2 protein-coding genes are annotated in these 19416 nt (G+C 67.3%); one reads left to right on the forward strand and one right to left on the reverse strand.

Translation table 11 applies throughout. The features are described from left to right. Window positions 1-261 precede the first annotated feature (261 nt). The gene (locus ABH933_RS00030) at window positions 262-18477 is read left to right on the forward strand and encodes an amino acid adenylation domain-containing protein (RefSeq protein WP_429413531.1); all 18216 of its coding nucleotides are present in this window, start codon (window positions 262-264) and stop codon (window positions 18475-18477) included. Here the strand turns inward: ABH933_RS00030 and ABH933_RS00035 are convergent. Further along, window positions 18455-18976: a hypothetical protein gene (locus ABH933_RS00035; RefSeq protein WP_429413534.1), complete on the reverse strand. Its 522-nt coding sequence runs from the start codon at window positions 18974-18976 to the stop codon at window positions 18455-18457. The genes ABH933_RS00030 and ABH933_RS00035 overlap by 23 nt on opposite strands. Window positions 18977-19416 lie beyond the last annotated feature (440 nt).

Consider the following 19416-nt stretch of genomic DNA (forward strand, 5'->3'; position numbering starts at 1 on the left):
CTGCGCTTGTGACTTTGGTCCCTGGGATTGACGTAGCAAGTGATCAGACGATGGACGGATGACTGAAACGTCCGGGCAACGAGGGCGTCGGTGTGTGCCGACAAGATCGGGAGCCGATCGCGTAATGGAGGCATCTTCCCGCTTGACTCACTAGGTCACAGCTACCGCATTGCAAACAACTAACGAGCCGATATCAGCAGCGTTGCGGCAATGTAACTAGACGGCCCGGATTCAAGAATGAAGAAATCGGTGGAGGTCGAAATGCGCCAATCGAAGAGTGGCGTCGATAGTCGTCCGGACCAATCAAAATCATCCAACCTCGAGTCCGTGAGGCCTTCTGTCAATGGGGCCTATGGTAACGGTTCCGACAAGCGCTCCACCCCGCGACTGCCATCCTTCGACGTTCGACCGCTGACCGCAGCGCAGCGGGGAATTTGGTTTGCCCAGCATCTCTCGAAATCGTCACCGATATCGGTGGCGCAATACGTCGAGATCGTCGGCGAGTTGAATGCGGAATTGCTCGTCGAGGCATGCAGAACCGCTAGTCGCGAGTTCGGATCCGGCCACCTGCACCTGGTCGAGATCGACGGGGAGCCACGGCAGTTCGTCGACGGAGCGCACGGCGCACCGGTATCGGCCATGGATTTGCGCGGGCACGCCGATCCGGTTGCGACCGCGCACCGGCTCATGGTCGAGGACTATTCCGCTCCCCTGGACCTGCTGAACGACCACCTTATGACAAGTATTGTGTTCCAGGTCGGATCGGATCATTTTCTGTGGTATCAGCGTGCCCACCATATTGCTCTCGATGGATTTGCCGCGGTAACAATGCTCCACCGGATAACCGACCTGTACAACGCGTGGGTGAACAACGAAGAGCCCGCAGCGTGCGCGGCGCAAGATCTGGGGGACGTCGTCGAACAGGATCTGGCATACCGGGATTCGGAGCGCTTCGACAACGACCGGCAGTACTGGATGGAGCATCTCGCCGGTGCTCCTCCTGTCGTGAGCCTGGCAGATCGCGTGGGCAAACCCACCATTCATCCGACGCTCGTCAGCACACCGCTGCCGCCCGGCACCGCGCATCTGCTGGACACCGTTGTGCTCGAACGCAGTACGAGTGTCACGCCGATCATCGTCGCGGCGTTCGGCGCCTATCTCGCGCGAATGACCGGAAGCGACGAGGTGTTGCTGAGCCTGCCCGTTTCGGGTCGGCACTCCGCGGTGCTGCGCCGTTCCGGCGGAATGGTGGCCAATGTCGTCCCGCTGCGCGTGCAGGTCGCCGGCCACACTGTCGGTGAACTGATCACCGCCGTGCAGAGCGAATTGACCAGTGCCCTCCGGCGGCAACGGTATCGCCAGGAAGACATATTCCACGATATGGGCATTGCGCGCGACGAGACGGCATCCTTCGGGCCGGCAGTGAATATCATGATGGTCGAGAACGAGGTTGTACTCGGCAAGACGACCGGACGCCTCAACGTCCTCACCTCGGGCCCTACCGCCGACCTTTTCATCAACATCTACCCGGGCGCGGGCCGGGACAGCACCCATATCGATTTCCAGGGCAATCCGACCGCCTATAGCGCCGCGGAGCTCGCCGGCCAGCACCGGCGATTCCTGATGTTTCTGCGTGAGTTCCTCGCCGGCGGTGCAGGATTCCCGGTCGACAAACTGCCGCTGCTCGAGGGACAGGAACGGTCCGCGCTGCTGCCCGTGCGGGGGCCCAGCGGGATCGGAACACAGCTGCTTCCGGACATTCTGGCCGAGAGCGCACACCGGAATCCTGATGCGTGCGCGATCGCCTCGACCGGCCGGTCGATGACCTACGGCGAGCTGGACGCCAGATCCTCGCAGCTGGCCCGGCATCTGATCGCTCTGGGGTGCGGGCCGGACACCGCGGTGGCGATCATGCTGCCCCGCTCGATCGAATCGGTCGTGGCGACCTGGGCCGTGGCCAAATGCGGGGCCGCGTTCGTGCACTTGTCCCCGGACTACCCGGCCAAGCGGACAGCGCACATGATCGCCGACAGTGGCGCGACAGTGGCGATCACCGTCGAGGAGTTCCTGCGGCGGCTCCCGGTCACGGTGCGCCAGGTGGTGCTCGATGACCCCGCGACCCGACGCGAATGCGGGCACGCCGCGGACGGACCGGTTTCCGACGATGACCGGATCCGCCCGCTGCGGCCGTCCAACGTCGCATACCTGACCTACACCTCGGGCTCGACCGGATTGCCGAAAGGCGTTCAGGTCACGCACACCGGCTGGGCGAATCTGATTGCCGACCGCGCCGCGACCTACGGCCTCGACACGACATCGCGTGTGTCCTATGCCCTCTCGCCCAGTTTCGACGCGTCCCTGCAACAGTTTCTGACCTGTTTCGCGAGCGGGTCCGCGCTGGTGGTGGTGCCGCCCGACGTGACCGGCGGTGAGCCGCTCACGCAGCTGCTGGCCGACGAGCACGTGACCCACCTGACGCTGACGCCCACGATGCTGGCCACCGTGGACCCGAATCGGACGCCCGAGCTGCGGTCGGTGGTGGTCGGTGGCGATGTGTGTGCACAGCACGTCATCGAGCGGTGGACCCATTCTCTGTCCATGTACAACGAATACGGGCCCACCGAAACCACCGTGACCGCTGTCACCGCCATGATGCGAGCCGACCGGGCGCACACGGTCGGTGGACCCATCCGCGGAGTCTCGGCCATGGTGCTGGACCGCACGCTGCAACCGGTGCCCAAGGGCACCGCCGGCGAGTTGTATCTGGCCGGACCGGGTTTGGCCCGGGGCTATAGCCATCTGTCCGGCGAAACCTCCGCACGGTTCGTTGCCGATCCATACGGCGATGCCGGCGAACGGATGTATCGCACGGGCGATATCGCGCGTTGGACCGGAGACGACTCCGAGATGGCGCTGGAATTGATAGGACGCAGCGACTTCCAGGTGAAGATCCGCGGCTACCGGATCGAACCGAGTGAAATCGACGCCACGCTCACCACGCACGAGGATGTAGATCTGTCGGTTACGGTGCCGGTGCAGAACAATGTCGGCACGACCGTGCTGGCGTCGTACGTCGTCCCGGTCAGCGGCCGTCGGATCGATCCGCTGGACCTGCAGCGCTTCGCCCGCGAATCCCTGCCGTCGCACATGGTCCCCGCGGTCTTGCTCACCTTGGACGCACTTCCGGTCAACGCGTTCGGCAAGCTCGATCGAGATGCTCTGCCCAAGCCCGAATTCGGGACCGCGCCGGCGGGCCGGCCGCCGGCCACCCCCCGGGAGAAGGTGATGGCGGGGCTGTTCGCCGAGGTGCTCGGGGTACCGCAGGCCGGGGCGGAGGACAGCTTCTTCGCCCTCGGCGGCGACAGCATTCTCTCGATTCGGCTGGTGGCCCGGGCCAAGGCCATGGGATTGAGCTTCTCCACCCAGGATGTGTTCGTGCACAAGACCGTTGCTGGCCTGGCGGCCATGGCGACGGCAGCCGGCGCTACCCCCACCTTGGCCGAGTTGCCCGGCCGCGGCGTCGGGTCGATGCCGTTGTCCCCGATCGTGCACGCCATGCTCGATCGGGGTCACTACGACCGATTTGCACAGGCCGCACTGGTGCAGCTGCCGGAGCGGGTGGATCGAACAGGTCTCGTGCGCGCCCTTCGATCCCTGCTGGATCGCCATGACATGCTGCGCGCGGCGCTGCGCGGCGACGAGTCGGTCGATCCATACGTCGAGGTGCTCGATCGGGAAGCGGTCGACGCGCACACCGTCCTGGTTGACGTTCGGCTCGATCGCCGCGATGCCGCCGAGATCGACCGGCACCTGCAAGCGGCCGCGGATCGGTTGGATCCGAGCAATGGTGTGCTCATTCAGGCGGTGTGGATGCAGGACGATGGCTCGCGACCCGACCTGCTGTGGCTGGTGATCCACCACCTCGCCGTCGACGCGGTCTCGTGGCGCATCATCCTCGCCGACCTCGCGAAAGCCTGGTCGCAGGTTTCCGCCGGCGAGGAACCAGATCTGGGCCCGATCACCACCTCGTTCCGGCGATGGGCGCACGGCCTCGTCGAGCAGGCACCGAGCAGGCGGTCGACGGAGCTCGACACGTGGAAAGACGTCCTCGAACGAGGCGATCAGCTCCTCGGATCGCGCCGGCTCGAGCCCAATCGTGACGTCGCAGCTACGGCGGGCCGGTTGCAGCAGCGCATACCCGCCGCCGTTGCCGAGGCGGTTCTCACCACCATCCCAGCCCGCTTCCACTGCGGCGCCAATGATCCCCTGCTGGCCGCGCTGGTGCTGGCACTCGGGCAGTGGCGGCGCCGGCGCGGGATGGCGGCCACCGCAGAGTTGATCTCGCTGGAGGGGCACGGCCGCGAGGAACAGGCCGTCCCGGGTGCCGATCTCGGCGCAACAGTGGGCTGGTTCACCACGCGCTTCCCGGTCCGCATCGATGCGACGAACGTCGATGCCGCCGATGCCCTCGCAGGCGGCGTGAGTGCGGGACTGGCGATCATGCAGGTGAAGGAGCAGCTACGAGCGGTGCCCGACAACGGGATCGGCTACGACATGCTGCGCCGTCTCGATCCCGGGGGCAGCGCCGAGCTCGCACACCTGCCCGAACCACAGATCAGCTTCAACTACCTCGGGCGAGTGGGGGCCGCTGAGCTCTCGGGACCCTGGACACCGACGACCGAATTCACCGCCCTCACCGCCACGAGCGATCCGGCGATGGTGCTGCCCGCTGTACTCGACATCAACGCGATCGCCGAGGAGGGACGCGACGGGCTCGAACTGAATGTGACATGGGAGTTCGCCGCACAGGTGTTGAGCGGTGAGGAGGTCGGCGAGCTCGCCGAGCTATTGCAGAAAGCCCTGGAAGCGCTTGCCGCGCACGCCCGATCGGACACCGCGGAGGTCTTCACTCCGTCCGACTTCCCGCTCGTGGCGACATCGCAGGACGAGGTCGACCGATGGGTGCGGGATTACCCGACCATGACCGATGTCTGGCCACTTACCGCCTTGCAATCCGGGCTACTGTTCCACACGAATTACGACAACGCCGGCGACGAAGACGGCTACATCGTGCAGGCAGCCCTCACGTTTGCGGGGCAGGTGGACGCGGAACGCATGCGGCGGGCCGCGCAGCTGCTCATCGACCGGCACGACAGCCTCCGGACCGCATTCGTCGAGAGCGCCGACGGGCCACGTCAGATCGTGCTGCGGGACGCCGAGGTCGATTGGCGCCAGTCCAGCATCACCGAGATCAGCGAAGTCGGCCAGCGGACCGACGCACTTGCGCGGCTCGCGGCCTCGGCGGCGGCACCGTTCGATCCGGCCCATCCGCCGCTGGTGCGTTTTCACCTCGTGCGCACCGGAATGGATATGTTCCGGCTGCTGGTCACCAACCACCACCTCGTGCTGGACGGCTGGTCGATGCCCGTGCTGATTCACGAGCTGCTCTCGTTGTACGCATCCGACTGCGACACTGCCGAACTCGCGTCCCCGCGGTCGTACCGAGAGTATCTGCAGTGGCTGCACGCTCAGGACCGCGATGCCGCAACGGCCGCCTGGCGGGAGATGCTCGCCGGAATCGACAGTCCCACGCGGGTTACCACCGGGCCGGATCAGGCCCTCACCGCGCACGCCGGCGAAGTCGAGCTGAATCTGGATGCCGCGACCACCGCGGCGATTCTCGATCTGGGCCGCTCGCACGAGGTCACTGCCAACACGACCCTGCAGGTGGCGTGGGCCTTGCTGGTGGCCGTCCTGACCGGACGGTCGGACGTGGTGTTCGGCAATACGGTGTCCCATCGCCCACCGGAACTTCCGGACATCGAGCGCATGGTGGGGTTGCTGGTCAACACCCTGCCCGTCCGAGTCCGGCTGCAGCCCGATGAAACCGTCGCCGATCTGCTCGCGCGCGTGCAATCCGAGCAGGCCGCCATGACGCATCATCAGCACGTCGGCCTGGCGGAGTTGCAACGGGCCTCCGGCATCTCCGGTATGTTCGACACCGCGACGGTGCTGGAGTCCTACCCGCTCGACCAGGACCTGTTGGCACGCAGTCTCCGCGACGCCGGTTTGCGACTCGTCGATGTCGACGCACACGACGCCACGCCGTATCCGCTGAGTCTGCAGGTGACCCCGCCGTCGAGCCGTAGCGGCCGTCCGGACGACGGCGGGCCCGGCACTTTCACGGTGACGCTGAAATTCACCACGGACCGGTTCGATTCGGACGACGCACGCACCCTGCTCGAGCGATTCGCGCTGCTCGTCACCCAGATCGTCGCCGATCCCGCCCGGAAGGTCTCCACGATCTCCTCCTGCCGGGAATCCGAACGCACGGAACTGCTGTCGATCAACGGCGAAGAGCCGGTCACGAAGCTGGTGTTGCGCGAGATCCTGTGGGGCACCGCGGAGCGCTACCCGGATGCGGCGGCCCTTCGGTGCGGTGCGACCACCTGGACTTACGGAGAGCTCGCGCGTCGTGCCGACGCGTTCGCCAGGCTGCTGGCCGGCCGCGGCGCATGTCCCGAATCGGTTGTCGCACTTGTCCTTCCCCGTTCGGCCGAACTGGTGGCAGCGATCTGGGCGGTGGCACGCACGGGGGCGGCATTCCTGCCGTTGGATCCGGGCAGTCCCGCCGCGCGGACGGCGGAGTTGCTGTCCGACTCGCGGATCGGTCTGGGCGTGACGACCGGTGCACTCGCGCAGCACCTTCCGGACACCGTCGACTGGTTGGTGCTCGATGCCGAGCAGGATCTCCCCCCAGGGGCCGGCGTCCCGGCCTCGTTCGACAGGCTGTCGGTCGACAACACGGCGTACATGATCTACACGTCCGGGTCGACCGGAAAACCGAAGGCGGTTCACCTGAGCCATCGCGGGCTGGCCGATCTTGTCGCGGCACAGACCGATGCATTCGGCGTCGGTCCGGATTCGGTGGTGCTGCAGGTCGCATCGCCCGGATTCGACGCCTGTGTCTCGGAATTACTGCTGGCGCACGGCCACGGGGCCTGTCTGGCCGTGGCGCCATCGGAGGTGTATGCCGGGATCGACCTCGAGGAATTGATTCGGACGCAACAGGTTTCGCACGCGGTTATCACACCGTCCGTGCTGAACACCATGACTCCGTCCCGGATACCGTCGTTGACTACGCTCGCGGTCGTCGGCGAGGCAACCGGACCCGATACCGTACACCGGTGGGGGCCCGGGCGGCGGCTGATGAACCATTACGGACCGACCGAGGACACAATCTGGGCTACCGGGTCCGATGACCTCGTCCCCGGCGAACCGGTGACGATCGGTGGCCCGATCCGAGGCGCATCCGCCATGGTTCTGGACACGTGGCTGCGGCCGGTGCCGGTCGGGGTCGCGGGGGAGCTCTATCTCGGCGGGCCGGGACTTGCCCGCGGGTACGTCGACCGACCGAGCGTGACCGCCTCGCGCTTCGTCGCGGATCCGGGGTCCGCCCACGGCGAGCGGATCTATCGCACCGGTGATTCCGTGCGCTGGGTGCGCGGTCGCGCCGGGTTGGAGCTCGAGTACCTGGGTCGCTGCGATCAGCAGGTCAAGATTCACGGACTGCGGATCGAGCCGGAGGAGATCGATGCCCACGTGGCCCGGCACCCGGATGTGGCGAGTGTGGCCACCGTTGCGGTGCAAGGGCCTGCCGGCGAACCGATCCTGGTGTCCTATGTCGTTTGCGCGCAGGGCGGTGCGGTGGATGTGGCGGCCCTGAGCGACGATCTCGCGCTCCGGCTACCCCGTTACATGAATCCCGCGGTGATCGTGCAGCTCGAGCAGATGCCCCGCACGCCTACGGGAAAGATCGATCGGAAAGCATTGCAGCAGCGCACGTTCGGTCCCGACGCCGTCGGCGGAAGGCCGCCGTCGACGCCGATGGAGCAGGCCGTGGCGAGACTCTTCGCCGAGGTGCTCCGTCTCGACACCGTGTCCGCCGACAGCAACTTCTTCGCGCTCGGCGGGGACAGCATCGTCTCGATGCGGCTGGTTGCTCTGGCGCGATCGGCCGGGCTCACCCTCACACCGCGAGATGTGTTCGAAGGCAAGACGGTTGCCACCCTCGCCGCCATGGCGGGAGGCGATGCGGCACCGGTGGACATCGAGGAACCCGTTCGACTCCCGGCAGCCGAGCGTCCTTCGGATTCTCCGCTCGTCGCGCTCACACCACGGGACGTCGATCGGCTCGAACGGCAGTACACGGGCCTGTCCGAGGTGTGGCCTTTGTCGCCCATGCAATCCGGTCTGCACTTTCATTCGACGTTCGCCCCGGACGGCGGGGACAACTACACCGTCCAGACTGTGATCGACTTTTCCGGTGCGGTCGATGCCGAGCGCCTGCGGCGCGCCGCTCAGGCCGTGGTCGACCGGCACGACATCCTGCGGGCTGCCTTCGCGGAGACGGCGTCCGGGCCGTGCCAGGTCGTGCTGGACCATGCCGAGATCGCCTTCCAGGAAATCGATCTCACCGTCGACGGTTCGCAAACCCCGCACGATGCGGAATCCATTGCCGCAACGGACGCGGCGCGAGGCTTCGACCTGTCGGCTCCTCCGCTGATCCGATTCACACTGATCCGCCTCGATGCGGGGGCTTTCCGGCTGCTGGTCACCAACCACCATGTGATCCTGGACGGCTGGTCGATGCCGCTGCTGATGCGAGAACTGCTGGACTACTACGGATCACCCGCACATATCGACGCCGCCGAACCTGCGCCCTCCTACCGCGACTATCTGGCCTGGCTGGGCCGGCAGGACAGCGCGGTATCCAAGGCGGCATGGGCGCAAGCCTTCTCGGATGTCCAGGCACCGACCCGCGTGTCCCGCGGAGCCGGCGCGACGGGCTCGGTGTCCGCTGCCGAGGTCCGGGCCGAGCTGACCGCGGGCAGTTTCCAGGAGCTGCGTCGCACGGCAGCGGAGGCGGCGGTCACCATCAATACCGCCGTCGCCGCTGCTTGGGCGCTGAATCTGCGCATCCTGACCGGTGAGACCGATGTGATCTTCGGGTCATCGGTCTCGGGCAGGCCCGCGGAGTTGTCACAGGTCGATCAGACGCTCGGCATGTTCCTGAATACGATTCCCACACGAGTCCGGCTCGACCCCACCGCGACCGTGCGTGAGCTGCTGACCGATATTCAGGCCCGACACGCCAGCATGCTGGATCATCATTACGTTGGACTGCCCGAGATCCACCGCAGCGTCGGCCTGCCCGAACTCTTCGACACCGCTATTACGTTCCAGTCGTTCCCCGTCGACCGGGCGGCACTGCAGCAGCTTGTCGAATCGGTAGGTTTACAGGTGGACGAGCTCAGTGGTGTGGACGCGACTCCGTATCCGCTGAGCCTGGTCGTGGAGCCGATGCAGGTCGAGCACAGCGAGACCGCGGTATTCGAGATGGCGGGGCTGCAGATCATCCTCCGATTCCACGACCGCGAATTCGATACCGCATCGGCGCGCCGCATCCTCGATCGCTTCGTCGAGTTGCTGGGCTGGATCGCCGCCAACGCCGCCGGGCGGCTCGGCGAACTTTCCCTCGCCGAACAGTCGGGCCCATCGTGGCCGATTTCGAGTGCGGCACACGCGATCCCGGATTCGCTGGATCGAATACTGGCCCAGTCCGTCGCCGCCGCACCCGACGCCATCGCCGTGCGGTACGAGACGATGGTTCTGACCTACCGGCAGCTCGACGAACGTTCCACTCGTCTTGCCCGGGTCCTACTGCGCCATGGTGCCCGGCGCGGAAGGGTCGTCGCCTCCGTGCTTCCGCGATCCCTGGCGGCCACCGTCACCCTGTGGGCCGTGGCGAAGACCGGCGCCGCAATCCTGCCGATCGATCCGACCCTGCCGGCGGAGCGAATCGAATTTCTGCTGTCGGACTCGAACACCGCGCTCGGGCTGACCGACACGTCCACCGTGATGGCTCTTCCCGACGACGTCGATTGGCTGATCCTCGACCAGGAACAGACAGTCGGCACCCTGGACTCGGTTCCTGCCACGCCGATCACCGATGTCGAACGCGGCGAACCGATTCGGCGGGATCAGACCGCATTCGTGAGCTACACCTCCGGGTCGACCGGAACGCCCAAGGGCGTCTTGGTCAGCCATCGGGGCCTGGCCGACCTCGTCGCGGCACAGCGGCGAGTGCTCGGCGCGGACCCGACGTCGGTGGTCCTGCAGGTCGCCTCGCCCAGCTTCGACGCCTCGATATTCGAGTTGTTGCTGGCGCACGGCTCGGGCGGTCGGCTGATCGTCGCGCCCGGCGATCTCTACGCCGGTCCCGCGTTGGCGGAACTGATAGGTCGCGAACGCGTTTCGCATGCCGTCATGACCCCCTCGGCGCTGGCGACAATTCCGCACGAGGGCCTGCACGCGCTGCGTGTGCTGGCCACGGCCGGTGAACCGGTCGGGCCGGAACTGGTCGATCGGTGGGCGTCGCATCGCACCATGGTCAATCTCTACGGCCCGAGCGAAAGCACCATTTGGGCGACGGCGAGCGAGGCCCTGACCCCCGGTGCTGCGATCACGATCGGCAGGCCGGTCGGCACCGTCGCGGCCGTGGTCCTGGATACCTGGTTGCGGCCCGTGCCACACGGTGTCACGGGCGAGCTGTACCTGCTCGGCACGGGCCTGGCCGACGGGTACATCGCCAGGACGGGGCTGACCGCGGCGCGGTTCGTGGCCTGCCCGTTCGGTGCGCCGGGTCAGCGCATGTACCGGACCGGCGATGTGGTGCGCCGCACCGCCGACGGCGACATGGAGTTCTTGGGGCGCAACGATTTCCAGGTGAAGGTGCGTGGGACCAGGGTCGAGGTGGGCGAGATCGACGCGGTACTGGGGGCGCGTGCGGATGTGGCGTACGCGGTCACGGTGCCGCGCGAGGATGGTGGGCCGGCGGTGACGCTGGTGTCCTATGTCGTGCCCGCACCCGGGACGAACCTGTCGAGCGAGGAGTTGCGCGCGGCGCTGGCCGCGGCGTTGCCCGCATACATGGTGCCCGCCGCGGTGATGCTACTGGACGAGGTGCCGTTGACCCCTAACGGCAAACTGGATCGCGGGCGGTTGCCCGAGCCGGTCGCGGTCAGGCGCGAATTCCGGGCGCCGTCGCCGGGCCTGGAAGAAATGGTCGCGCGGACCTTCGAGCAGGTGCTCGAGGTGGAACGGGTGGGAGTCGACGACGACTTCTTCGCGCTGGGCGGCGATTCGCTGAGCGCCTCGCTGGTGGTGGCGCGTATCGGTGCTGCCTTGGACGTGCGAGTGCCGGTGCGGTCGGTATTCGAGGCGCCGACCGTGGGCAAATTGGCCGTGCTCGCAGGCTCGTTCGGTGGGGAGGGCCGCTTGCCGCTGCTGCCGGGAGTGCGCCCCGACCCGGTGCCGCTATCGCTGGCGCAGCAGCGGATGTGGTTCCTGAACCGGTTCGAGCCGGACTCCGCGGCATACAACATTCCGGTGATGCTGCGGTTGTCCGGACGGCTGGACACCGATGCGCTGGCGGCCGCGCTCGCCGATGTGATGGCCCGTCACGACGTATTGCGGACGATCTACCCGGAAACCTCCGGTGAGCCGCGGCAGGTCGTGCTCGACGAGCCCGCGGTGTTGCTGCGGCCGATGCGAGTGCCGGCGGATGCCATCGCGGATGCGGTGAGCGAGTTCGTGCGCGGCGGATTCGATGTAACCACCCAGGTACCGATGCGCGTGGCACTGTTCGACGTCGGTGCCGAACGCGACAGCGACACCGGACAATTCCTGCTGGTGCTGGTCGTTCATCACATCGCCGGCGACGGACAGTCGATGGGGCCACTGGCCCGCGACGTGATGCTGGCGTATGCCGCGCGCCTGGCCGGGCAGGCGCCGGAGTGGGAGCCACTGCCCGTGCAGTACGCGGACTTTGCGTGGTGGCAGCGGCAGATGCTCGGGGCCGCAGACGATCCGGCGTCGCTGATGTCCGAGCAACTGGAGTTCTGGCGCTCGACGCTCGCGGAAGCACCGGACCGGCTGGACCTTCCGGCGGACCGGCCACGTCCGGCGGTCGCATCGCTGTCGGGAGGCCGGGTACCGGTGCGGATCGATGCCGGGTTGCACGGGCGGCTGCTGCAGCTGGCGCGGTCACGAGGGACATCGCTGTTCATGGTGATGCATGCGGCCCTGGCCACACTGGTGGGACGGCTCGGTGTCAGCGACGACGTCGTGATCGGCACCCCGATCGCGGGACGGGGCGAGCCCGGCCTGGACGATCTGGTGGGCATGTTCGTGAACACGCTGGCGTTGCGTACCCGGGTGGATGCGGCCGAGCCGTTCGCCGAGTTGCTGATGCGCACCCGCGAGACGGACCTGCAGGCGTTCGAGCACGCGGACGTGCCGTTCGAGCGGGTCGTGCAGGAGCTGAATCCGGAGCGGTCCGCGGCGCGGCATCCGTTGTTCCAGGTGGCCCTGGCGTTCGAGAATGTGTCGACGGTGGATGTGGCGCTGCCCGATGTCGTGATTTCCCGGACGGAGGTGGATACCGGGGCGAGCCAGTTCGACCTGCAGCTGGTCCTGTCCGATTCCTCCGGTGATGCCGGTGTGGCGCAAGGTATTTCGGGAATGATGACGTATGCGCGGGATCTGTTCGACGAGGCGACGGCGGCGCAATTCGTCCGGCGTCTGGTGCGGGTGCTGGAAGCCGTCGTCGAGAATCCGGCCATAGCGGTCGGGGACATCGATTGGCTGGAGGCACCGGAGCGCTCGGCGCTCACCTCGCGGGTGGGGGCACGCCCCGCCGAGGTTCCGAACCGACCCGAATTGTTGCCGGAGGTGTTCGCGGCGGCCGTGCGGGACAACGGCGATGGTATCGCCGTCGTCTCGGGAGCGGCCATGTTGTCGTATGCGCAGCTGGACGACCGGTCGAGTCGGCTGGCGCGGCTACTGATCGGCCGGGGTGCGGGACCGGAGAATCCGGTGCTGGTGGCGATGGCGCGATCGATGGAGTCCGTCCTGGTGTGGTGGGCGGTGGTCAAGACGGGTGCGGCCTACGTACCGGTGGACCCCGGCTATCCCGCGGGCCGGATCGCGCAGATGGTTTCGGATTCCGATGCGGCACTGGGGGTTACGGTGTCCTCGGCGCGTGAGCGGGTGCCCGGTTCGGTGAACTGGATCGTGCTCGACGATCCGGCTGTCGCCGCGCAGATCGACGCGTCGGCGAGCGGCCCGATCGACGATGATGAGCGGACGCGGCCGCTGCGGGCCTCGGATATCGCCTACGTGGTCTTCACTTCAGGATCCACCGGAGTGCCGAAGGGCGTCGTCAACACCCATTCCGGCATCGCCGATTTCGTCTCCGGGTGGCGCACCGGCGGCGAGCTCCGGCATACGTCCCGGGTGTTGCACTTCGCGTCACCGTCCTTCGACGCGGCGCTGATGGAGATCCTGATTGCGGTCAGCGGGGCCGGTGCGCTGGTCGTGGCGCCGGCCGGGATCTACGGCGGAGGTGAGCTGGCCGAGCTGTTGCGCGACCAGCGGGTGACCCATGCGTTCATGACCCCGGCCGCGCTCGCGTCGGTCGATCCGACCGGACTGGACGACCTGCAGATGGTGCTGGCCGGTGGTGACGAGGTCCCATCGGATCTGGTGCAGCGGTGGGCGGGCACCGACCTCGCGGGCGACCGGAAGTTCCGGGTGCTGTACGGGCCGACAGAGGCGACCTTTATTGCCACGGCGACGGGTGCGCTGCACGCGGGTGACCAGGTGACGATCGGTGCCCCACTGCCGGGAACACAGGCGCTGGTCCTGGATGGCCGCTTGCAGCCCGTGCCGGTCGGAGTGGCCGGAGAGTTGTATCTGGCCGGACCGGCACTGGCGCGCGGGTATCTGAGGATGGTGGCGACGAATGCGGCGCGATTCGTGGCACACCCGTTCGGGGAGCCGGGAAGTCGGATGTACCGCACCGGCGATGTGGTGCGCTGGAATGCCGATGGCGCGCTCGAGTTCTTGGGGCGCAACGACTTCCAGGTCAAGATCCGCGGCTACCGGGTCGAGCTGGGTGAGATCGACGCGGCACTGCGAGCGCGGGCGGATGTGGCATACACGGTCACCGTACCGCGGCGAACGGAGGCGGGTCAGGTGATGCTGGTGGCCTATGTGGTCCTCGAAGCCGGGGCGAGTGTGTCGGGCGAGGCGTTGCGGTCGGCGCTGACCAAGGTGCTGCCCTCGTACCTGGTGCCCGCCTCGGTGATGATCCTCGACGAGGTTCCCCTGTCGCCGAGCGGAAAGCTCGACCGCGCAGCTCTGCCCGCACCCGTGGTCGAGGCCAAGCGATTCCGAGCCCCGGCGTCACCGGTGGAGGAAATCGTGGCCGGCGTCTTCAGCGACGTGCTCGGCGTCGACGGACCCGTGGGCGTCGACACCGACTTCTTCGAACTAGGTGGCAACAGCCTGGTCGCCACCCGGGTGGCCGCGCGAATCGGCGGCGCGCTCGATGCGACCATCCCGGTGTCGATGATCTTCGAGGCACGGACGGTCGCGCGATTGGCCGCGCGCGCCGAGTCGCATGCCGACACCGGTCGCGTGGCGCTGAGCGCACAGCCACGGCCGCAACGAATTCCGCTGTCGTACGCACAGCAGCGGATGTGGTTCCTGAACCGGCTCGAACCCGACTCGGCCGCCTATAGTATTCCGATCGTGCTGCGGCTGTCCGGAGAGCTGAATCTCGATGCGTTGCGCGCGGCGATCCAGGATGTGCTGAACCGGCACGAGGTACTGCGGACGGTATACCCGTATGCCGAGGGCGCGCCGTCGCAGGTCGTCCTACCGGTCGCCCGGGCACTGACGCCGACGACCGTCATCCCGGTCGCGGAATCCGAACTGGCCGAGGCGGTGTCGGCGTTCGCCGCGACCGTCTTCGACGTCACGGTCGAGATCCCGGTGCGGGTACGGCTGTTCGAGCTCGGGCCGAACGACTGGGTCGTGGCCGTGGTGGCGCACCATATTTGCTGCGACGGGTCGTCGCTGGGCCCGCTGGCCCGGGACATGATGACCGCATACGCAGCCCGCCTGCTCGGGGAGGCACCGAGCTGGTCTCTACTGCCGGTGCAATATGCCGATTACGCGATCTGGCAGCGGACGGTGCTGGGGACCGAAGACGATCCCCGGTCGCTGTTGCACGCCCAGATCGACTACTGGACACGGGAACTGGCGGATCTTCCAGCCATGCTGGAACTGCCGACCGATCGACCGCGGCCGCCCCTGCAGTCCTACGCGGGCGCGACCGTACCGATCACGGTCGATGCCGACCTGCATGCAGAACTGCAGCAGGTCGCGCAGGCACACAAGACGACGCTGTTCATGGTCTTCCACGCCGCGTTGGCGGCCACGCTGGCCCGGTTGGCGGGTACGGACGACGTCGCCATCGGCACTCCCTATGCGGGCCGCGGGGAGCCCGAACTCGACGATCTGGTCGGGATGTTCGTCAACACCCTGGTGTTGCGGACTCGATTGACCCCGGCGATGACGTTCACCCAATTGCTCGAGCACGTGCGGGGAACCGATCTGGCCGCATTCGGGCACGCCGATGTTCCGTTCGAGCGGCTGGTGCAGGAGCTGAACCCGACGCGGTCGCATGCACACCATCCGCTGTTCCAGGTGATGCTGGCCTTCCAGAACGTCGCCCGGGCCCAGTTCGACCTGCCGGGGCTCTCGGCGTCGATCGTGACGGCCGACGTCGACACCGCCCTGTTCGACCTGCAGATCACGGTGTCGGATTCCTACGACTCCACCGGCGCCCCGGCCGGCATCAGCGGCGGGGTAACCTACGCGAGCGATCTGTTCGACGCGACGACCGTGACCACGATCGTCGATCGCCTGTTGCGGCTGCTCAGCGCCCTGGTGACCGATCCGGCACAGCAGGTCCGCGATGTGGATCTGCTCAGTGTGCAGGAACGGGAAACGGTTCTGGCACAGTGGAATTCGACCGATCGCACGCTGCCTCCGGGCGAGACACTCGCCTCGCTCTTCGCGCATTCGGAGCAGGTGCACAGGGATCGGCCTGCGGTGATCTTCGGCGAACAGTCGCTGACCTACGCGGAATTCGCTTCTCGCGTATACCGGCTGGCGCGGTGGATGATCTCCCGCGGTGTGGGTCCGGAGTCGTTGGTGGCGCTGCGGATGCGGCGTTCGCTGGACCAGGTCACCGCCATGTACGCGGTGCACGCCGCCGGCGGGGGGTACCTGCCGGTCGATCCGGACCTGCCGGCCGACCGCATCGCGTACATGCTCTCGACCGCCGCACCGGCGCTGGAGCTGTCGTCCCTCGATGGGCTGGAGCTGTCCGGATTCGATGACGCGCCGGTCACCGACGCCGATCGGCTCGCGCCGCTGCGGCCGCACAATCTCGCGTATGTGCTCTTCACCTCGGGGTCTACCGGACGGCCGAAAGGTGTTGCAATAACCCACTGTTCGGTGGTGAACCAGGTGCGGTGGCTGAGCGCGGCCTACGAGCTGACGCAGGCGGACGTGGTGTTGCAGAAGAGCCCCGCGACGTTCGATATGTCGGTGTGGGAGCTGTTCGCGACCCTGGCGGTCGGTGCGCGGCTGGTGATCGCGCGTCCCGACGGGCATGGCGATCCTGCTTATCTCGCCGAAACCATTGCCGCCCAGCAGGTCACGATCACGGCGCTCGTCCCGTCGATGCTGGCGGTGCTCGCGGACGCGGCACCGGCGCAGTCACTGGGGTCGCTGCGGGCGATACTCGTGGGCGGTGAGGCATTCGGCGCGGAGATGGTGGCCGCGGTGCGGCGGATAATGCCCGAGGTCGAGTTGCATAATCTGTACGGGCCGACCGAGGGCACTGTGGCCGCGACCGCGCATCGGGCGGCCGACGCCGACAGCGGGAGCATGCCGGTGGGCTCGCCGGTGTGGAACACGCGAGCATACGTACTCGACAACCGGTTGCATCCGGTACCGCCCGGTGTTGCCGGGGAGCTGTACCTGGCGGGTGCCCAGCTCGCGCGCGGCTATCAGTCGCTTCCGGGCCTCACCGCGGAACGGTTCATACCCGACCCGTACGGCGAGGGGCATCGCCTGTACCGCACCGGCGACGTGGTGCGCTGGCGCCGCACCGGTGAACTGGAATACCTGGGCCGCACCGATTTCCAGGTGAAGCTGCGCGGCCTGCGCATCGAACTCGGTGAAATCGAGGCAGTACTCGCCGAGCATACCGGTGTCGCCCGAGCGATCGCCGTGGTGCATTCCAGCGGCACCGTGGATCATCTCGTCGGCTACCTCGTGCCTGCCGCGGGCGCGACGATCGACACCGCGGCGGTTGTGGCCTATGCGGCAACCAAGCTGCCCGATTACATGGTGCCCACCACCGTGACGGTGCTCGACACGGTGCCGCTCACCGTGTCGGGCAAGCTGGACCGCAACCGGCTACCGGATCCGGTACTCGCGGTTGGGGAATTCAGGGAGCCCTCCTCGTGGCTGGAGGGCAAGGTGGCGCGGGCCTTCGGAACGGTCCTCGGCGTGGATCGGGTGGGCGCCGACGACGACTTCTATGCGTTGGGCGGTAACTCACTCATGTCGGTGCAGGTGGTGACCGAGTTGAAGAAGGAGCTCGACTACGAGATTCCGATCGGCTGGATGTTGTCGGATCCCTGTCCGGCCGATTTGGCGCGGCGGATCGAATCCGGCATGCACTCCGGTGACACCGCCGACCAAATCGCTTCCGGCTTCGACGTGCTGCTACCGATCCGGACGACCGGTCAGCGACCACCGTTGTTCTGTATCCATCCGGCTCTGGGCCTGTCGTGGTGCTACCGCACCCTGGACCAGTACCTGTCCGCCGATCGACCGATCTACGGCATTCAGGCGCCGCAGGTCCGCGGGGAGATCCCCGGTCCGACATCGGTCGGGGAAATCGCCGAACGCTACATCGAGGAGATCCGGACGATCCAGCCGCACGGCCCCTATCATCTGCTCGGTTGGTCGCTCGGTGGGTTGCTCGCCCACGCCATCGCCGTCCAGCTACGCGCCGCGGGTGAACAGGTTGCGCTACTGGCACTCCTGGACGCCGAGGCGGACGGTATCGACGAAGCGGCGGTCTCCGCCGTCACGGCCGGAGAACTGATCAGCAACCTTGGCCCGGTCATGGGCATCGATTTCGTTCGGCCCGATGCGACGGCCGCGGAAGCCGCGGAGCTGATCAACGAGCACCTGGGCCACAGCCTCGGGATCGACGGCGAAACGCTCGAGCGCCTGACCGACGCCTACAACATGTCGATCCAGGCGGCCAGTGTGTGGCAACCTCAGGCGTTGGACGGTGACGTGCTCTACTTCACCGCGACACGGGACAGGCGATCCGACGCCGCGGGTCACCAGGGCTGGGCGCCTCTGGTCCGCGGGCAGATTTCGAACGTCGACATCGATGCCGCGCATCTGGCTATGACCGAACCGGGCGCGATGGCCCAGATCGCCGAGACCCTCAACGCACGACTGGACCGCTGACCGGAGGGACCGGTGCCCCGGCGTGGTTCCCTGCCGGGAGGGGCGCGGTCACACCCACTATCGTCCCGACCGACGCTCCGAGCGCCGCACCGAGCAGGGCGGCGGGGGCGGCAACGACGGCGACCCCGACGGCCGCGCCGAGCAGCGGGCCGACGACCACACCGGTCGGCAGGAACGGAATGCCGACGATACCGCCGGCAACGGCGCCGACCAGGGCGGCCGGTATCGCAAGCGGAATAGAGAGCCCCGCCCCGATGCCCGCCCCGATCGCCGCGCCGACACCCGCGTCCACGACGGTGGCGGTGCATCTGGTGGGATCTGCCGGGATGTACTGGCAGATGGTCTGGACCGGATGCGTCAGACCCGGACTATCAGCCGGAATCGACTGGGGTATGACGACGGCGTGCGGACCCACTGTGCCGGCCTGACCGCCGCGGCGGCCGCCGACAGTGGCCGGGCCGGTCGGCGGCGCGACCGCGCGCATAATGCTCGGGGGCACGATACTCGGCGGCACAACCGGGAGCGCGATCGTTGGAAGCGCAATCGAAGGCGCGATGTTCGGCAACGCCACCGGCGGCACGACACTCGGCAATGTGATCGGCGGCACGATACCCGCCAGCGGGTGGTCGTCTGGCGCGAGAATGCTCGGCGACGATAGCGGGAACACTGGTGTCGGTGACGCTGTTGTCGGTGGCGCGGCCGGTGCCCATGCGGCATCCACGGGGGATGCATTGGTGTGCCCGGTTCCGAGAACAACCGCCAGCGGCAGCACGCTCGCAACCAACATCGAACCCGATACTCGCCGATGACCAGTTTCCAACATTCCGCCTCCTGGACGCTACGTCTTCTTGTTCCTGAGTCCCGACCTCGAGTGTTTGTCGCAATTTCTGGTGCGGACAGTCTAGGCTCGGTCACGGCAACCCCGGCGGAGAACTGCGA

It is taken from the genome of Nocardia sp. GP40 (assembly GCF_050434125.1).
GTDB classification, from domain to species: Bacteria; Actinomycetota; Actinomycetes; order Mycobacteriales; family Mycobacteriaceae; genus Nocardia; species Nocardia albiluteola.